Source organism: Alicyclobacillus kakegawensis NBRC 103104 (assembly GCF_001552655.1).
Lineage (GTDB): Bacteria > Bacillota > Bacilli > Alicyclobacillales > Alicyclobacillaceae > Alicyclobacillus_G > Alicyclobacillus_G kakegawensis.
The window spans coordinates 146328-162731 of record NZ_BCRP01000002.1 but is presented as its reverse complement, the minus strand read 5'-3'; the positions used below and the strand labels follow the sequence as shown (position 1 = coordinate 162731).

16 protein-coding genes are annotated in these 16404 nt (G+C 63.3%); 7 read left to right on the top strand and 9 right to left on the bottom strand.

Features of this window, described 5'->3' with window-relative positions; translation table 11 throughout:
- Positions 1-27 precede the first annotated feature (27 nt).
- Both AK2_RS02265 and AK2_RS02260 read left to right on the top strand, forming a co-directional pair.
- Positions 28-1350, top strand: a complete 1323-nt coding sequence (locus tag AK2_RS02265; protein WP_067930939.1) for a glutamate-1-semialdehyde 2,1-aminomutase — start codon at positions 28-30, stop codon at positions 1348-1350.
- A gap of 57 nt (positions 1351-1407) precedes the next feature.
- Positions 1408-2568, top strand: coding sequence for a radical SAM protein (locus AK2_RS02260; protein WP_067930937.1), 1161 nt, complete (start codon positions 1408-1410; stop codon positions 2566-2568).
- A 108-nt stretch (positions 2569-2676) separates the two neighbouring features.
- Here AK2_RS02260 and trxA read toward each other — a convergent pair whose 3' ends face one another.
- The 6 genes from trxA to queF form a co-directional block, all read right to left on the bottom strand.
- On the bottom strand, positions 2677-2991 hold the full coding sequence (gene trxA, locus AK2_RS02255) for a thioredoxin (protein ID WP_067923097.1): 315 nt from the start codon (positions 2989-2991) through the stop codon (positions 2677-2679).
- A 175-nt stretch (positions 2992-3166) separates the two neighbouring features.
- Complete coding sequence (locus tag AK2_RS02250; protein WP_067930934.1) at positions 3167-4258, bottom strand: sodium:calcium antiporter; 1092 nt, start codon at positions 4256-4258, stop codon at positions 3167-3169.
- Positions 4259-4361: 103 nt separating this feature from the next.
- On the bottom strand, positions 4362-5186 hold the full coding sequence (locus AK2_RS02245; protein WP_067930931.1) for an ABC transporter permease: 825 nt from the start codon (positions 5184-5186) through the stop codon (positions 4362-4364).
- Positions 5186-6118 carry an ABC transporter ATP-binding protein gene (locus AK2_RS02240; protein ID WP_067930926.1) on the bottom strand — a complete coding sequence of 311 codons (933 nt, stop codon included), beginning with the start codon at positions 6116-6118 and terminating at the stop codon, positions 5186-5188. The genes AK2_RS02245 and AK2_RS02240 overlap by 1 nt, the downstream gene beginning before the upstream one ends.
- Positions 6115-8091, bottom strand: a complete 1977-nt coding sequence (locus AK2_RS02235; protein ID WP_067930923.1) for a DUF8725 domain-containing protein — start codon at positions 8089-8091, stop codon at positions 6115-6117. Before AK2_RS02235 ends, AK2_RS02240 begins: the two co-directional genes overlap by 4 nt.
- 224 nt (positions 8092-8315) lie before the next feature.
- A complete protein-coding gene (queF, locus tag AK2_RS02230; RefSeq protein ID WP_245632728.1) occupies positions 8316-8732 on the bottom strand; it encodes a preQ(1) synthase in 417 nt (138 codons plus the stop codon).
- 139 nt (positions 8733-8871) lie between these two features.
- Here queF and AK2_RS02225 point away from each other — a divergent pair, with 139 nt between their 5' ends.
- The 4 genes from AK2_RS02225 to AK2_RS16765 all read left to right on the top strand — a co-directional run bounded on the left by AK2_RS02225 (position 8872) and on the right by AK2_RS16765 (position 11987).
- A complete protein-coding gene (locus AK2_RS02225; RefSeq protein WP_083520766.1) occupies positions 8872-10356 on the top strand; it encodes an RsmF rRNA methyltransferase first C-terminal domain-containing protein in 1485 nt (494 codons plus the stop codon).
- 80 nt (positions 10357-10436) lie between these two features.
- Entirely contained in the window at positions 10437-10817 is a 381-nt protein-coding gene (locus AK2_RS02220) for a DUF2089 domain-containing protein (protein ID WP_067930915.1), read from the top strand.
- Positions 10810-11805 (top strand): SHOCT-like domain-containing protein, encoded by a 996-nt coding sequence (locus tag AK2_RS02215; RefSeq protein WP_067930912.1) that lies wholly within the window; start codon positions 10810-10812, stop codon positions 11803-11805. Before AK2_RS02220 ends, AK2_RS02215 begins: the two co-directional genes overlap by 8 nt.
- Positions 11806-11849: 44 nt before the next feature.
- The gene (locus AK2_RS16765) at positions 11850-11987 is read left to right on the top strand and encodes a hypothetical protein (RefSeq protein WP_157076186.1); all 138 of its coding nucleotides are present in this window, start codon (positions 11850-11852) and stop codon (positions 11985-11987) included.
- 42 nt (positions 11988-12029) lie between these two features.
- Here the strand turns inward: AK2_RS16765 and AK2_RS02210 are convergent, their stop codons facing one another.
- The 3 genes from AK2_RS02210 to AK2_RS02200 form a co-directional block, all read right to left on the bottom strand.
- Positions 12030-13193, bottom strand: coding sequence for an aminotransferase class V-fold PLP-dependent enzyme (locus AK2_RS02210; protein WP_067930909.1), 1164 nt, complete (start codon positions 13191-13193; stop codon positions 12030-12032).
- A complete protein-coding gene (locus AK2_RS02205; RefSeq protein ID WP_083520764.1) occupies positions 13177-14148 on the bottom strand; it encodes an SDR family oxidoreductase in 972 nt (323 codons plus the stop codon). Before AK2_RS02205 ends, AK2_RS02210 begins: the two co-directional genes overlap by 17 nt.
- 63 nt (positions 14149-14211) lie before the next feature.
- Entirely contained in the window at positions 14212-15732 is a 1521-nt protein-coding gene (locus AK2_RS02200) for a class I SAM-dependent methyltransferase (RefSeq protein ID WP_083520763.1), read from the bottom strand.
- Between the two features lie 162 nt (positions 15733-15894).
- Here AK2_RS02200 and AK2_RS02195 point away from each other — a divergent pair, with 162 nt between their 5' ends.
- Positions 15895-16242 (top strand): hypothetical protein, encoded by a 348-nt coding sequence (locus AK2_RS02195; protein ID WP_067930903.1) that lies wholly within the window; start codon positions 15895-15897, stop codon positions 16240-16242.
- The last annotated feature ends 162 nt before the right edge of the window (positions 16243-16404 follow it).

Genomic DNA, 16404 nt, shown 5'->3' with positions numbered 1-16404 from the left:
ATTCCTTGAACCAAAGGAGAGCATGGCATGAACGCTCGCAGTCTAGACATCACCCAATCGCGTGCCTGGTTCGACCGCGCCCAGGACGTCATCATCGGCGGCGTGAACAGCCCGTCCCGGTCCTTCAAGTCGGTCGGCGGAGGCGTCCCGATTGTCATGGAACGCGGCGAAGGCGCGTACTTCTTTGACGTGGACGGCAACCGTTACATTGATTACCTGGGAGCCTACGGGCCAGGCATCCTCGGCCACGCCCACCCATACGTCATGGAGGCCCTGCGCCAGGCGACGTACGACGGCATCTTGTACGGGACGCCGACGCGTTGGGAGGTCGAGTTCGCTGAGCGTCTGCGCGCCGCCGTGCCCGATTTGGAACGGATTCGCTTCGTCAATTCCGGCACCGAAGCGGTGATGACCACGATTCGCGTGGCGCGGGCCGCAACCCAACGCAGCAAGGTGATCAAATTCGCCGGGTGCTACCACGGGCACTCCGACCTGATGCTGGTGGCGGCCGGATCGGGCCCATCGTCCATCGGCGTCCCCGACAGTGCAGGCGTGACCGCCGGAACCGCCGGTGAGGTTGTCACGGTGCCGTACAACGACCTGGAGGCGCTGTCCGCCGCGCTCGCGGCGCACGGCGAGGATGTGGCGGCCGTCCTGGTGGAGCCGATTGTCGGCAACTTCGGCATCGTGCCGCCCAAGGAGGGATTCCTGAAGGCGGTCATTGAGCAGGCGCACCAGCACGGGGCGCTGGTCATCTTCGATGAAGTCATCACCGCTTTTCGTTTTCATTATGGAACCGCGGCGCAACTGTACGGTGTCCACCCGGACCTCTACGCGCTCGGCAAGATCATCGGCGGCGGACTGCCGATAGGAGCCTATGGGGGCAGGCGCGAGGTGATGGAACTGGTGGCTCCGCTAGGACCCGCCTACCAGGCGGGAACGATGGCGGGCAATCCCGCGTCCATGCGCGCCGGCTTGGCGTGTCTCGAGGTGCTCGCGCGGCCGGGATTCTACGACCACCTTTCGCGCCTCGGTGAGCGCCTGGAGCAAGGAATCTTGGCGGCCGCCCAGGCCGCCGGGATCGACATTATCATCAATCGCGTGAAAGGGGCTTTCACCGTCTTCTTCGGGCGGCACGCCGTCACCAACTACGCGCAGGCCCAGGCCACCGACAGCCGGCAGTTTGCCCGTTTCTTCCACGCCCTGCTGAAGCGTGGAGTGTTCATCGCGCCGTCGAAATACGAAGCCTGGTTTGTTTCCGAACCGCACTCGGATAGGGATGTCGACGAGACTCTGCAGGCGGTCGCTGAGGCATTTGCGGAGATGGCTGAGTCCGGGCCAGCTGTTTGACAAAGCGGGGCAGGTGTATGATCGAATTGGGCAAGACAGAAACGGGGGTGTGACGGGGTGAGACAGACCGCGACACCGACGGTGAACGTGCGCGCGCACCGGATGGTCGTTCAGGCGGGAGATTGGCGGTACCATTTTGACCGCACGGGACGATTTTTGTTTGGCGTCCGCGCGCACGAGGTGGTGCGCCGTGGCTTGGACGACCGCGTGGTGCAGGTGCGCACGCAGGCGGGTGCGGGCATCACCGGACGCACGTACCGCACCCTCAATCCGGAGGAAAAAGCCGCCTTCTACCGCAGGGTCTACGCGCTGGCCCGCGCGTCGCTGGACTCTCTGCCCGCCACGGAGGCCGCGCGGTGGAGAGCGCTCCTTGAAGGCTGGACACCCGAGGCGCTGGCTGCCGACGCGCAGGCGTTTCGGCAGGTATACCTGCCTATCAGCATCCTGCCTCCAGATCAGTACCATGCGCTCGTCGTCCAAATCACGCACGGCTGCTCGTACAACCGGTGCCTGTTCTGCGATTTTTACCGGGATCGGCGGTTTCACATCAAGTCAGAGGACGAGTTACAGGTTCACCTCGACCGTCTCCAGCGTTTCATGGGTCCGCGCATCGCCGACCGCAGCGGCGTGTTCCTCGGGGACGGGAACGCCTTGGTGGTGCCCACGGGCAAACTCCTGACGATGATGGAACTGGTGCGCGAACGGTTGGGGTCATCGGTCGGCCAAGACTTCTACACGTTCATGGACACGTTCACGCTGGAGCACAAGACGCCAGAAGACCTGCGCCGAATATATGAACAGGGACTGCGGACTGTCTACACCGGTTTGGAAACGGGATCAAACAGATTGCGCGCCTTTCTTCGCAAACCGGGGACAGCGGAAGAAGCCGTGGCTGCGATGAACCGGTTGAAAGAGGCGGGTTACCGGATTGGCGTCATCTTGATGGTCGGAGTCGGCGGGCCGAAATTTGCCCGTGAGCACCTGGCGGCGACCCGGCAAGCGCTGAACGGCATCCATTTTACGCCGGGGGACCTGGTGTACCTGTCCCCATTCGTCGATCCGCATGACACGGGCTACGACGAGCAGGCGCGCGCCCACGCGCTGGGCGCATTCACGGACGAACAGACGAGGGAGGAGCTGGCGCGCTGGAGACGGGCGCTCGCCTCGTTGCCGGCGAAGGTTACGCTGTATTCCATTCGGGAGCACTTGTACGCCTAACCGGAGCAGCCGGTCACACGCGACGAGCCGCCGCGACGGATATGGCCTTTGTACAGACGCGCGGCGGGCATGTGGGCCCGCCGCCTCGCTCCTGCATGCGCTCTGGACTCAGAGGACGTCCGCCAGCTGCGCCACCATGTCGCTCTTCGGCCGATAGCCAATCAACTGCTTGACCACTTGGCCATTCTTGAAGACGAGCACGGTGGGCACGCTCATGATGCCGAACTTCTGTGTGGTCTCAGGGTTCTCATCGACATCCAGTTTGCCGACCTTGAGTTTGTCGGCGTACTCGTTGGCAACATCCTCTATCACCGGTGCGAGCATCTTGCACGGGCCGCACCAAGTTGCCCAAAAATCGACCAGCACCGGTTGATCCGACTGAATGAAGGAAGCGAAGGTCGCATCCGTCACCACTTCCGGCATGTTCTCACCCTCCAATCAACCGCTGCGCCCTCACCCGCTGCTGCGGCGTCCCCGCCGCAGCCGCCGCTGGGTCAGGGCGCCCGCTCGATGTGATGTTTAGCTGCGCGGGTTCACGCACAATCATTGTACCACACTGCGGTCCCCGGCTTGAAGAGCCGCCATGCGCACAGGGGGGCTAAGGATCGCTGCGGTAATGCGCGCCCATGGCCAACGCCAACAGCATCATCACCCCGGCCAGGGCGCCCCCCGCCCAGTAAACGATGTGCGCATCATAGCGCAGCGCCAGCGCCTGCAGGGGCAACACCCAATACAGCACCGACGCGCACAGGAGCACGCTCGGCGACAGCGTGCGCCGCAAGCGGAACATTCCGAATACAAATGAGGCCGCGGCCAGCGTCAGACCCCCGGTCAACAACGCCTCCATGTTCAGCCGCCAGGGCGTCAACAGAATGCCGATGGCGGGCACCAGCGTGCTCTGAAATACCATGGCCCCCGTAATGTTTCCGGCCGCCAGCGCGTCTTTCCCTTGATGTATCCACACCACGCTGTTGAGCGTCTCCGGCAGTTCAGTAGCGAGCGGTATCAAGAGGGCGGACAGGATAAAGGGCGGGATGCTGAGCCATTTGGCAATCTGCTCCACACCACCGCTGAGCAGGTGGGCGCCGCCCACAATCAGGGCCAGCGAGAGCATCAACTGCAGGCAGATAGCCGACAACCTGGGCGCATCCAGCTTGCCCTGGAGATACAGAGGGTGAATCGGACCGGCGCCTGCGCCTTGGCCGCGGTCGCGCAGCGTCAACCAGAGAAACGACGCGTACATCGCGACGAGCACCCAGGGGACTACCCGTTTGAGATACTCCGTGTGGACACATCCGAACAAAATCGCGAGCGAATATGCGGTCAAAAAAAAGGCCATGTCGCGCTGAAAAGAGGCCGGTTCCACCTGCAAACTGGGGAGGCTGCGGCGGCGCACGACGAGCACGGCCACGGCCATGATAAAGGAGCCGAGTGTGGTCAACAGAAACGGCGCGCCCAGGATGCCGCCGATACCGACATCCTGCGCATCGCGGGTCCCGCCGCTAAACGTGATGGCCGTGATGGGTACCGCCGTCTCGGGCAACGCCGTACCCAAGGCGGCCAGGACGCTTCCCACCGCCCCCTGGCCGAGACCGAGCCGGCGCCCCAACCATTCGACGGCATTTGTGAACAGCTCGGCCCCGAACAAGATCATCGCCAGGGACAGCAGGATACTCACACCCACGCGCACGCCCATCCCCCCTGCCAGGCATGTCCGTCTCTAGACTGTACGCCCGGACCCGGCGGGATATGACAATGGGCACGAAAAGGGGGGCCAGGCCCTCCGCGCCTGTTCACTGGTAGTTTCGTTCATCCCCGGGAAGCAGCCGCCACAGCTGCGGCCGCAGCCGAAACACCGCCGGTACTGCGAGCACCGCCACCAGGGCGGCGTAAAAGCCGAGAAACAACACCCAGGCGTGCCGGGTGACGCTGACCACGCCGGCCAGCGACGCCTCCATCCAGAGCGGATTGAGCGCCAGCAGGTCATTGGACCAGCGCAGCGCAAAAAACTCCATCGGGCTTTGCGCCAACAGACGCAGACCATAGCCGACCACGCCGCTGAAAATGACCATGAAGCCGACCGTGGCATAACTGAGCACGGTGCTCCAGCCGGACCGAAGAGCGATGGTGGACCACAAGACGCTGAGCGCCGCAATCAGGACGATGTTGAGCAGCTGGAACCCGAACACGGCCAGCACCTCCTGCGGAACCGCGCCGCCGAACAGGAAGACAAGGCTGTACAACGGTAGCGAGACCACCAGCAGCAGGGCCAGCAGGGCGCTGGACGAGAGCACCTTGCCAACAAGTATGCCAAACGGCGACAACGGCGTCGTCAACAGCACGACCAGCGTCCGCCGCTCACGCTCGCCGCTGATGGCGCCAGCGGCAAAAGCGGGAGTGAGAAACGCCACCACCGTCATTTGCAACAGGCTCATCAATAGGAACACCTGCTCGCTGCGCGCCGGCAACACCAGCACCAATTGACCCTGGACGTTTTCGTACAGCAGGAAAAAGGTCAACGCCGCCATTGAGACAAAGTACCCGGCCACCACCAGGGGTGTCCGGCGCGCCCGCATCCGCTGCCGAAACTCCTTGTACAACAACGGATTGGCCCGCATCAGTCCGCCTCCTCCCCCTGGTCGGTCAGACGCAGGAAAAGTTCCTCGATGTCGGTGGGCCGCTCCGCAAATTGATACAGCACCACCCCTCTGTCCATCAACGACTTCATCAACTGTGCCTGCTGTTCCACCGTGCCAGCGTACAGAACTTCGACCGCCGGACGCTTCTCCACGACATTGAGCACGTGCGGATCGTCCGCGAACGCCCTTTCCCAGGCTTCCCGCGGCCCGGTGCCGCTGATCCACAGGGTGCGAAACGCATCTGAGTGGGCGAGCATGACGTTGACGGAAGCGATAGCCGACAGCTCCCCGCCGCGCATGATACCAATCTCGTCGGCAATCGATCCGAGTTCGTGCAGGATGTGCGAGCTGATGAGGATGGTTTTGCCAAGTGACCGCAGCCGCTGCAGCACAGCCCGCATCTCCAACCGGGACCTGGGATCCAGCCCCGAAGAGGGTTCGTCCAGGATGAGCACCTCCGGGTCGTGCATGAGGCAGCGGGCAATCTCCAGCCGCTGCTGCATCCCGCGGGAGAGAGCATTGACGTAGCTGTGCTGTTTGGCACCAAGGTCCACCCACTCCAGCAGTTCCTTAGCTCGCCTCTCCGCCGTCCCGCGATCGACGCCGTAACAGTCTGCGTAAAAACGCAGATACTCCATCACCGTCAACTCATCGTAGACCCCGAACGAGTCTGGCATGTACCCGATGGCCCGCCGCACCTCGTGCGGCTGATGGGTCACCTCGTAGCCGGCGATGAACGCCTGGCCGGAGGTGGGGACGGTGAGCGTGGCCAGCATCGACAGGGTTGTCGTCTTGCCAGCCCCGTTTTCGCCCACGATGCCAAACACAGTGCCCTGGCGCACGGTCAGGTTGAGTTGATTCACCGCAAACTCCCGGCCGTAACGCTTGACCAGATTCTGAGTCTGAATCATGACTGCATCATCCTGTCGGACGTGAACACAGGCGTGACGGACTGGAACTGGCGCACCACGGTCAACTGCTGTTCCGACGCGACGTGCTGCAGAGTCCTCAGCTCAGGGATCGCCGCTGTGTCGGAGGTGCAAGTGGCCACCAGCATGGCCTGCCCGGACGAACTCGGGTCCGCTTTGCCGTTGGCGGCCAAAACCTGTGCCAAGGCGCGGCCCACGCCGTGCGTGATGTCCGCGTTGTAGCGGCCGTAGGTGGTCACCCAGTTGCCATCAAGGGACAACGCCTTCGTCCGGTCGTCCAACACGACCGATTGCCCTGGGCGCAAAGTCCCCAATTCGTAGAGATGATGGTTCCAGATGACCGCCACGTCCTCGAGGGTGTAGGATGTCTCGTTACTCACCATCCCGCTTATCGTGCCCAAGGACGAGTCCAGACTGGCGTTCAGCCGGCCCTGCCCATGAACCGCCCCAATCGTGTACAAATAACGCACGCCCCACCGGCCGACCGATTCAAACCGGGCGCTCACGCCGCCGTCCTCGGCCACGTACGCCTCGCCCAACGCCCGCACATTGGTCTCCGCCAACGATAATCCATAGGACGCGTCCTCCGTCGTCACGCTGGCGCTGGTCACCAACGGCGACATAAAACCGCGCATCCCGTACACCTCAGCGCTGCCGTCGCCGACCAACTCCAACACGCCAACTCCCTCCGTCAGCACGCCGTTCGGGCGTTGAGCGATGCCAAAACCGTATATCCCAACCGTAGTCACCACGCTGAGCAGGGGCAAAACCACCCACGCCCAACTCTCGCGTTTGCGCCGGCGCAGGACGAAGAACAGAATCGGGCCTATCACCAGCGCATAGACCGCGAACAAGGAGCCCCAGATGCGCAGCGACGGGACCCGCAGCGGCGGCAGCGCGTCGCTGGCCGTCGCCAGGTTGAGCGCCCCGCCCGCTCCGGTCAACGGAGGCAGGGCCTGTTGGCTCTGGGAGCCGCCGCTCCTAAGGACCCAGGTCCACAGCGCCGCGTTGCCCGACCATCCGATGACGGCGGGCTGCAACGGAGAAAAGGCCGTCTGGACGACGACGCCGCGTCCGACCGTGCGGGCGGCGATGAGCGGCTGCTCCCGCGTGCCCGCCCACACCTGAACGTCATCGCCGGCAATCCGGCCCTCGGCATCGACCTTTCCCGATGGCGGCTGGACACTGCCTTGAATGACCGACGCCAACGAGGCCAAAGAGACCCGATGGCTGGATGAAGGACGCAGCGGCAATTGCTCCTGCCAGGCGGCATCCACCTTGCCCACCCCGGTGACCAACAGCAGGCCGCCCAGTTTCACCCACATCGACAGGGCAGAACGCTGCTGACGGGTCAACTCAGATAAGGTATCCGGACTCAGAGAAACGGCCGTCAGGTCCTCCAGCAGATACGGAAAATCCGGCAAAGCCCGCGGCGTCACACGCACCGGGAGCACCGGCTGGCCATTGCGTCCATTCGAACTGCTGGTTAAAAACTGGGCTGCCTGCGCCCGGCTCGAGACCACCGCCACCAAAGAGACGCGGCCAAACGGGTTTCCCCCGAGCGAAGTGGACACACTGCTAGCGCCCGCCTCGCACACAACCTGGGCCCCGTCTGCGACAGCTTGCCCGGGAACCACAATCCGCTTGTCCACCGACCCATGCGCCGGCAGATGCACGCTCCAAACAAGATGACCGTCCATGACGCGGTCATTCGGCAGCGGCTGGTGCACCACGACACGTAGGCGCGCCGTGGACGAGTTCCCTCGATTGACAATATGAAGCACAACCGGCACAAGCCGGTCCTTGGAATAGTATCCGTTCAGCCCCACCACCGCACTCATCTGCAGCGTGGCCGCCTCCACTCTGACCGGGACGCACACAGCCGCGGCGAAAGCCGCCGCTGCGCTCAACAAGCCCGTGACTGTCCATCGGCCGAGCCATCTGAACGCACGCACGTCAACCGTCCTCTCCAGAATGATGGCATGTCTGCTGCTCCAACCTTCTCATATTCGCTGGCAAGGACGCAAGTTCCTGCCCTGCCCGTGAGAGCGCGGCCGCCCGTCTGCAGGGCTTGGAGCTGCGGGAGCGAGGGCAAGAGAGGAAGACGAAGACGGGACACCCCGAGCCGGCATCCGTCCCGTCATGTGAGCCGATTGGGCCTGAAATAGACCCTCCAGGTTCAAGTCGTTTGCCCGTCACCCGAAGCCTCCTCAGGATGCCACTTCGCGTGCACGACGGTGTGAATGCCGCCGCGGATGGTGAAATCGGCTGTCACCTCGGCGAAGCGCGGTTTGGCCGCCGCCACGAAGTCGTTCAGGATGATGTTGGTGACATCCTCGTGATAATGCCCTTCATTGCGGAAACTCCACAGATACAGCTTGAGAGACTTCAACTCCACCAGGTGCGGGCCTGGTTGATAATGGATGCGAATGGTGGCAAAATCCGGTTGTCCTGTCATCGGACACAACGTGGTGAACTCAGCCGTCTCCATGGTCACGTCGTATACGCGATCCGGGTGTGGATTGGGTACAACAATCAATTCACGCGAAGGGCGGGTGGCCATCGCGTTCACCTCCGTTTCTTGTCTGTTCCGCACCACTATACCCCGGGGGCGGGGAGTGTGGCAATCACGGCGTACGTGGAATGCGCGTGCGCGGCGCGGGTGTGCGTGATAAGGTGGATCATGCTACCGGTGGATGCCGGAACGTCAAATCACGGGCGAAGGATGAACAGATATGGACTGGTTACCCACAGACTTTAAACGGCTCATGAAGCCGTTGTTGGGACGGGAATGGCAGGACTTTTGCGCAGCTCTCGAGCAGCCGCCCATGCGAGCCGCGCGCGCGGGGGACCATGCCGGGCAGGCCGCTGGCCTGTCTCCACCCCGGGGAGCCCACCCTGAAACAATCCCTCGGCCCGCCCACGCGATGCCAGTGCCATGGCGGGACGACGCCTTCTTGTTGCCCCCTGGCTCTAGGTTGGGGTCCAGCCCCTGGGTGATGAGCGGCGCCTGTTACATTCAGGAGCCGTCCGCCATGGCGGTTGTGCCCGCACTTGATCCAAGGCCGGGGGAGCGGGTACTCGACCTGTGCGCCGCCCCCGGCGGCAAGGCGACCGACATCGCCCGCCGATTGCGCGGGCAAGGGGTCTTGGTTGCCAACGAACCGCACCCCGCCCGTGTTCGCACCTTGGTCGAGAACCTGGAACGAGCAGGCGCCCCGGCGCTCGTCACACAGGCGCTCCCCCACCAACTCGCTGCAGCTGTCGGCGTCCGTTTTGACGCCATACTGGTGGACGCCCCCTGTTCAGGAGAGGGGATGTTCCGCAAAGACCCGGAGGCCAGAAGGCAGTGGCAGGCGAGTTCGCCCGCATCGTGTGCGCGGCGGCAGCGGGAGATCCTGGCCTGCGCGTTGTCCATGCTGCGCCCAGGCGGCAGGCTGGTCTATTCCACATGCACGTTCAACCCGTTTGAGAACGAACACATCGTAGCCTGGGCGCTCGATTCGTTCCCGGTGGTCCTGGAAGACATCCCGCTTTGGCCTGGATGGGAGCCTGGTCGGCCCGAGTGGCTGGGAGACCCCGAACTGACGCGCCGCTTTGGCGCCGATATCACCCGCACGCGCCGCCTCTGGCCCCATAAAGGCGCCGGTGAAGGTCACTTTGTGGCGCGTTTCCGGCGATTGGAAGAGCACTTCGCGGGGGGGCGGGACAAGCCTGCACGGCGCAGCGAGCGACAGGCGGCGGGGCGGCGCCGCTCGCCGTCTGCCAACCCGGCAGAATGGCGGCGGGCTGTCGCCGAATGGGTCAATCCGGAGCAGGTTCCGCTGCCCTGGCACGAGCCCCTGTGGCGCGGTCCGCATGCGTACGCAGCACCCGACCCCGAGCTGCTGGTTCGGCTTGAACAGGCCCGTGTCCGCATCCACCGTCCGGGGCTGTGGCTGGCTAGTCAGGAACGCGGACGGTTGGAGCCCCAACACGCGCTGGCGATGGCCGTCCCCCCCCAGTTGGCCAGACAGTCCGCGCTGCTTGACGAAGAGTTGGCCGTGGAGTATCTCTCGGGTGCCCCATTGCCAGACCTGGGCCTGCGCGGACGGACGCTGGTACACCTGTCTGGCTGGCCGCTTGGGTGGGGGAATGGGGTCAGCGGGCGCACCAACAACCTTTATCCCAAGGGGCTCAGGCGCACTGACCTGCGACCGCTCTGCGGCGAAAAAACGTAAATTGGGTATTGCATATGTGAAAGTAGTTGTTTAAAAATATGGATAGGATACTTTGAATTCATGAAAGGCGGTGTTCTCCTATGAGCCGCACGCTGCCGGTGCAGTGTCCGTCCTGCAATGAAGTGATGGAGATCAGCGAACTCACGTGCCCCGCTTGCGACACGCGGGTCCAGGGACACTTCCCCGCCCCCGCCCTGTTGCGGCTCAGCGCAGAACAGATGCAGTTTGTCGAGACGTTCCTGCGCTGCCGCGGCAATATCAAGGAGGTGGAGCGGGACCTGAAGATCTCGTATCCCACCGTCCGTTCCCGATTGAATCAGGTTATCCGCACGCTGGGCTACCCGGTCACCCAGGGTCCCGAGGATGAGCGGATGGAGCAGGTGCTCAATGCGTTAGACAAGGGTGAACTCACATTTGAACAAGCGATGGATTGGATTCGGGAGGAGAATACGCGTGAATGAACGCCGCAAGATTTTGGAGTTGGTCCAGGAGGGCAAGTTGACCGCTGAACAGGGGGAACAGCTGTTGGCGGCGCTCGATGAAAAACTCGCGTCGCCCCGTGTACGCCCTATTGACCTGAAGTCGCTCAGCGAGTGGAAACAGCTGCGAAACCAATGGGGCAGCCAGCTCTCCTCGCTGTTGGGCCAATCGCTGGCCGAGGCTCGCCGCAACCTAGAGCAAGAGGTGCGCCACCTCAACCGCAGCTTCAGTTTCGGCTTTGGTCAAGGGCCGACCTTGGCCGTCAGCACCGACGTGGAACTGCCGGCAGCGATTCAAGACCTGTACATCGAGACCAAGCACGGTGAAATTCAGGTGGTCAGTTGGGAACAGTCTGCCATTCGCATTCACGTACGCGGCCAGGTTCGGGCCAGTGACCTCGGCGAAGCCAGGCAGGCGCTGGAACAAGCGCTGCAAGCGCAGCAAAGTGAGGATTCATACCTGTTGACGGTGGTGAACGACAGCAAGGAGGGCGTGGTCGGGGCGCACATCGAGATCTCGGTGCCCGCCGGCATGCGCAAGCTCAGCCTGACGTCGAAAAACGGTCCCCTGCATGCAGACAGCGTGAGCGCCGACGAGTTGCAGATGCGGACCGAGAACGGGGGTGTGCGCGTCCTTCACTGCCAAGTGCAGCGGCTGCGTGTCGAGACGAACAACGGCAGCCTCGATGTACACGACAGCCTCAGGCCGATGACGCGCAGCGTATACGCGCGCACCGATAACGGCACCATTGTGATAGACGGCATCCCGGCCGACACGCACGCCTCCGGCATCGCCCGCAGCGGCCTCGGCAAGGTGGAGGTGACCGGCGCGCGCGCCCAGGTCGCAGGCCTGGACGCGGTTGAACCGGCCCGGCAGGCGGAAACCCGTTTCGAAATCGGCGAATCCGCCAGCGACGGGGCGCGCGTGTATTGCGAAAGCCGGAGCGGATCGGTCCGTATTCACGCCTAAACCAGTCGGTCGCGGGTCGGTCCGTCGTCTGAGGAGGCGCCGCCATGACACACCCTGTTTGGTATGACACCGGATGCCTTGTACTGGCACTGTTGTTGATGTGGGCGCTCTCGCGCGGCCTGCGCAGGGCGCTCGATTCTGCGCGGGACCGTCCGACCCCCAAGCCGCCGCGGGAGCAGTGAGGCGGCAGCCGCCGCGGACAGCCCGGGGCGCTTGGCTCCCAGTCAACCACGGCGCAGATCAGACAGCGCCTGCGCGAATCGAAGAATGTCATCCTCCGTGTTGTAAAACGCCGTCGATACGCGCACCAACCCGCGCTCCGGGATGGTCTGGATGTCGATATCGCGCGATCGCGCCTCGCGCAGGACGACATCCAGACCCACCCCTTCCAGGGCGAAGTGAACCAGGCCCGCCCGCTGGTCGCGCGGGGTGGCCAGGGTGACTCCGGGCAGATCCAGCAGCTTGTCCATCAGCATCCCGGACAGCCCATGCGTGCGGCTGAACACGTATTCCCAGCCGGCCGTCACGCGCAGGAAGCGCAAGCTGTGCCACCAACCGAGCCAGGCCGAGACCTCCCCTTCCGTGTGTTCAAAGCGGCGGGCCGAGGCGGCCGGGAGATAGTGTCCGTCCGGGGTCCAAGCCGCCGGGTCGCGCACCGCCGCCGGCCCGACCAATGTGGCCTCCAGCTCCTCCAGCCGATCCGCCCGTACATACAGCGCTCCTGTCCCCTGCGGACCGCACAGCCACCTGTGACCAGGAAAGGCGTAAAGATCCACGCCGAGACTGCCCAGGTCCAGCGGTTCGGCTCCCGCGCCCTGTGAACCGTCCACGACCACCCACAGCCCGTAACGGTGCGCCACCTCAACCAGCGCCTCCAGCGGCAAGCGATGCCCCGTCGCGTAGGACACATGCGAACACACCAACGCGCGGGTCCGGGGAGTCAGCCGCTGTTCCAATTGGCGGCAGAGCTCATCCTTCGGCAGAGTGCCGTCGAGCACCCGGATGCGGACGCCACGCCGCTGCCTCTGCACCGCCACCGGCAGACCAACCTCCGGGTGCTCGACGTTGGTAGTGAGGATTTCATCGCCCGGTTCCAGCGGGATGCCCCAGAGCGCCAGGTGGATGCCCTCGGTGGTGCTGTTGGTCAACACAAACGTTGTCTCCGGCACATGAAACAGGTGGGCCAGTTCATCGCGTACCAGTTGGCGCATCTGCGTCAACGTCTGCCAATAGCTGTCGCCGCGGCGGCCTTCGTGCAGTTGCGCCGCCAAGGCTTCGCTTATCGCCTGCGCCGTTTCGTCCGGCAGGGCGCCGGCTCTGCCTGTGTTCAGGTACACCACGCGCCTTAACACGGGAAAGTGTCGGCGCAAATTATCCACGTGTGCCATGCATGCCGTCCTCCATTTCCTCGCGGCTGCCGAGTTGAAAGGCGGTGAAGTCCCCTTGCCGCTGCCCCACGCGCACGGTGTACACCGCGTAGCGGTTTTGCACTTTGTGCACAGACTCCACCACCGCCAGGGCCTTCCACGGGTGGACCCAGACCTCTTCACCGACCGAGAAGCGACGCTTCTCCTCGACGACATCTTGTCCATCGTCATAGGCGAGAATGTCGTAGCCGCCGGTGACCTCGGTGACCGTGCCGCTCACGTACTGGCTCTCCTCCTGGCACAAGAAAAGCACGACACGGGCGATGTCACCACCTACCGGCGCGCGCGCCAGCGGATTGTGCGCATCCCAGGCCTCGCGGACCAGCCGGGTTTTCCACGGACCGCGCACATCCCCGGGACAGACCATGTTCGCGGTGATCCCGCTTTGACGCTCCTCGCGGGCGATGCTGCGGGTAAGCGACGCCAAGCCGGCCTTGGCGGCCGCGTACGCCGCCCGGTACTGCCAACCCGCGGCCCGGCCGGCACCGTCAAACCCTATCGTGATGATACGGCCAAACGCCTGCCTGCGCATGCCGTCTACGACCAGCCGATACATCCACAGGAGGGTGCTCAGGTTGCCGTCGAGCATCCTTCGCCACATCTCATCTGAATAGTCGGCCAACGGAACCCGTTCAAACACAAACGGACCAAAGTTATGTACCAACGCATCGATGCGGCCAAAAACGCTCAGGCAACGACGGACCGCGTCTTCCACCTGCCCCTGATCGAGCAAGTCAGCCTGCACCGCCGTGGCGCGCACGCCGAGCGATTCAGCCAGGCTCAGCAAGCCGTCCGCCTCCGCCTGACTGTGGCGGTACGTGAAGCCGACATCATAACCGGCCTCCAACAGGGTCCGCACAATCGCAAACCCCACTCCGTTGGCGCCGGCGCTGACAAAAGCGACTCGCCGCTGCATACCCGTCCTCCTTTGGCACCATGATACCATGAACGCAAGGGATGCAGGGCACCACAGCGTGTCTTACAGTTGAGGTCGAACGGATTTCATCCACACGCCGGGAAATTCGATGATGCGTTCCGAAACCGGGTACTTGCGGCAAACATCCTTGCCGCGGTCGACCAGTTCGGAGATAACCGCCCGGCGGTCGTCCCACGGCAGCTCCATCAATTCAATCTGAAAGTAACTGACCCCGCGCACCAGAAACTGCACCACCCGCTCCGGGTCCTCGAAGCGAAGCGGGGTGTTGACATACTCCACTTCCAGACTGTGCAGCCCAGCTCCCACAAACCATTGGCGCAATTGATCGGCCGTGGGCATGTAGTTGGCGGGCCGGTCCGCGTTGCGCCGGCGAGCCAACTCGAACATCGGCGCAAACCACTCGCGGAAGAAGGGGCGGTTGAGGTCCACCTGCAGTCCTTGGTATATCGAAACGCAGCCGCCCGGCCTGACGACGCGCCGCATCTCGGCCAGCGCCCGGGGCGCGTCGACAAAGTGGATGAAGTAGCTGCCGCAGCACACATCGAACACCGCATCGGCAAACGGCAAATTTTCCACCGACGCCTGCTGCAGCACCACCTGCGGCGGGCTGCCCAACTGCCGCCACTTGCGCGCCGCTTGCTCCAACATCCCCTGCGACACATCTGTAGCTGTCAGCATGCCCAAACTTCCGACCTGTTCGTACAGTCCACTGTCGAACGTCAACGCCCCTGTGCCGCACGCGACCTCCAACACATGGGCGCCGCGCAAATCGCCCAACCAGGCGATGTAGTCGCGCCGCTGCTGCGGCGTCTCAGGAAAGACCGCGTTGAACAGGTCGTCAAAATTTTCGGCGCGATCAAATTGGTAAATATAGGACATCATCACCCGCTTGCCGATGTACCCCGAATCGACGAACACCTGGTGGATAGACTCGTACATTTTCAGACCGCGCCGCGTGATGCCGACCACCCGTTCCCCCTGCCGCTGGCGCACCCGGAACATCCCTCCAGCCAGCCCCAGCATCAACACCATGTCCAAGCTCTCGGGCCGGTACGGGTGGTGACGGCGCGCCTGGAGGAAGTCCGCCTCGGTCAGTTCGCGGTGATAGAACAGGGGCTGCAGGGTGTCGTGGACGATGACCCAATAGTACAGGCGATAGAGCGCTTCCATCCCGTGCTGCGAGAGGAACGCCGAGACCCGGCGGTGGGCTTCCAAGAGCACCGCCGGCGTGGGGATGACATTGCCCGTCTGCTCGTGCATGACGGACATCGCGGTCGACAGGAGCGTCTCCAACAAGCCGCTGCGGGCCAGATTGATAGAAAACGGTATGTCCTCAAGCTGCGGCATCCGCTCGTAGTGTGTAAAGTGCTGAAACAGGCTGTCGGTCATGGCGGAGGCCTGCTCGTAAACCCGGCCAAAAGCTGCCTGGGAATAGGTGTTGACCAACAGCGGGTCTATGAGAATTCCCGCCTCCATCATGTTTTTGATGCTGAGAACCCACTCCTCGCGCTCCACCCGCATCCCCTCGCAAAGCTCCTGATGCTCATTTATAATATGAGTCATAATAGGAGCCTTCGTAGTTTCTTTTCAGCGCCGGCCCAAGAGCAAGACCAGACCCGCATCTCCTCTGTGCACCCGCCAAAACGGTCGTTGCGAGCGCCGGTCCCTGCCACATACGCCTTTTGTCCGCGCCATACACTATACAAACACCCAGGAGGTGTCGCCATGTACTTTCGCTACGACGACCGCCTGCAGATTGAACTGCCCCATTTTCCGGCGCCGTTTCCTTCGCTGCCGCCCGACGTCCAAGAAGAAGTGCTGGTAACGTGGGAAAAAATCCGCGCCCACATCCCCGAGCGCATCATCGATCTGGAACACCGCATTGAACAGGTGCTCGAAAAAGTGCACCACGAAGAGGATTGGGACATCATCGCCGCGCACTTTCAACAGATCTCCGACTACGCCAGCCGCATCAACGAATTGAACACGTGGCGCCGGGTTGATCCGTCCCTGCCCGCGTACTCCTCCGAAGACAGCCCGCTCTCGAGTGAACATCGGGATCGGGAAAAGTGAGCCCTTGGATCTGATTTCCGACACCGTGTCTGTCACTTTAGATTAGCACATCCGGTCCGGCGAAGTCACGAATCCTGGGCGGCGGATTGCGGCCTTGTCATCCCGGCCGGCTCCGGTACAATTGGAGTACGGATGGGGCCGGGATGCCGATGAATTCCGCCC